This window comes from Acinetobacter sp. WCHAc060033 (genome assembly GCF_004209125.1).
GTDB lineage: Bacteria > Pseudomonadota > Gammaproteobacteria > Pseudomonadales > Moraxellaceae > Acinetobacter > Acinetobacter wuhouensis.
Map to the genome: position 1 here is coordinate 1 of NZ_SGSW01000165.1, position 769 is coordinate 769.

At 40.3% G+C, this 769-nt stretch carries 1 protein-coding gene; it reads left to right on the top strand.

Annotation, left to right across the window (positions count from 1 at the left end):
* On the top strand, window positions 1-769 hold a 769-nt coding region (locus EXE10_RS21105), incomplete at both ends, for an IS5-like element ISAha3 family transposase (protein ID WP_213073875.1).

Here is a 769-nt window from a genome sequence, read left to right on the forward strand (position 1 = left end):
ATAACCAAGCTTTAATCAAGCGAGGAAATATTTCAATCTGGTTTGATCCTAAGACGCAATGGTATGCACAACCACAAGGCAAGCAAGGACGAAATCAAACTTATTCCGATACAGCGATTCAATGCTGTTTAATGATCAAATCTCTATTCCGTCTTTCTTTACGTATGGTTACTGGCTTTGTTCAAAGCCTGATTAAACTCTGTGGCTTGAATTGGACAGCACCAGATTACTCCACCCTTTGTAGACGACAAAAGCATATTGATATTGCGATAAGCTATCAGAAAAGTCATGATGGGTTACACCTACTTGTCGACTCTACGGGTTTAAAGTTTTTAGGTGAAGGCGAATGGAAGCGTAAAAAACATCAGCCTGAATACCGTCGGCAATGGCGTAAACTGCATATTGGTATAGATGCTGAAACACTGCAAATACGTGCCGTTCAGCTTACTACAAATAATGTCAGTGATTCACAAGTACTAGGTGATTTACTGGATCAAATTCCACTAGATGAGCGAATAGATTCTGTCTATACCGATGGCGCGTACGACACGAAGTGCTGCAGAAAAGTGATTTCAGATCGTCAAGCACATGCAGTAATTCCACCCAGAAAGAATGCCAAGCCCTGGAAAGATTCTAAAATAAGTTCAATAGAACGAAATGAGTTACTTCAAACGGTTAAACATTTAGGCAGAACCCTATGGAAAAAATGGTCGGGTTATCACCGTCGTAGTTTGGTGGAAACCAAGATGCATTGCATCAAATTATTAGG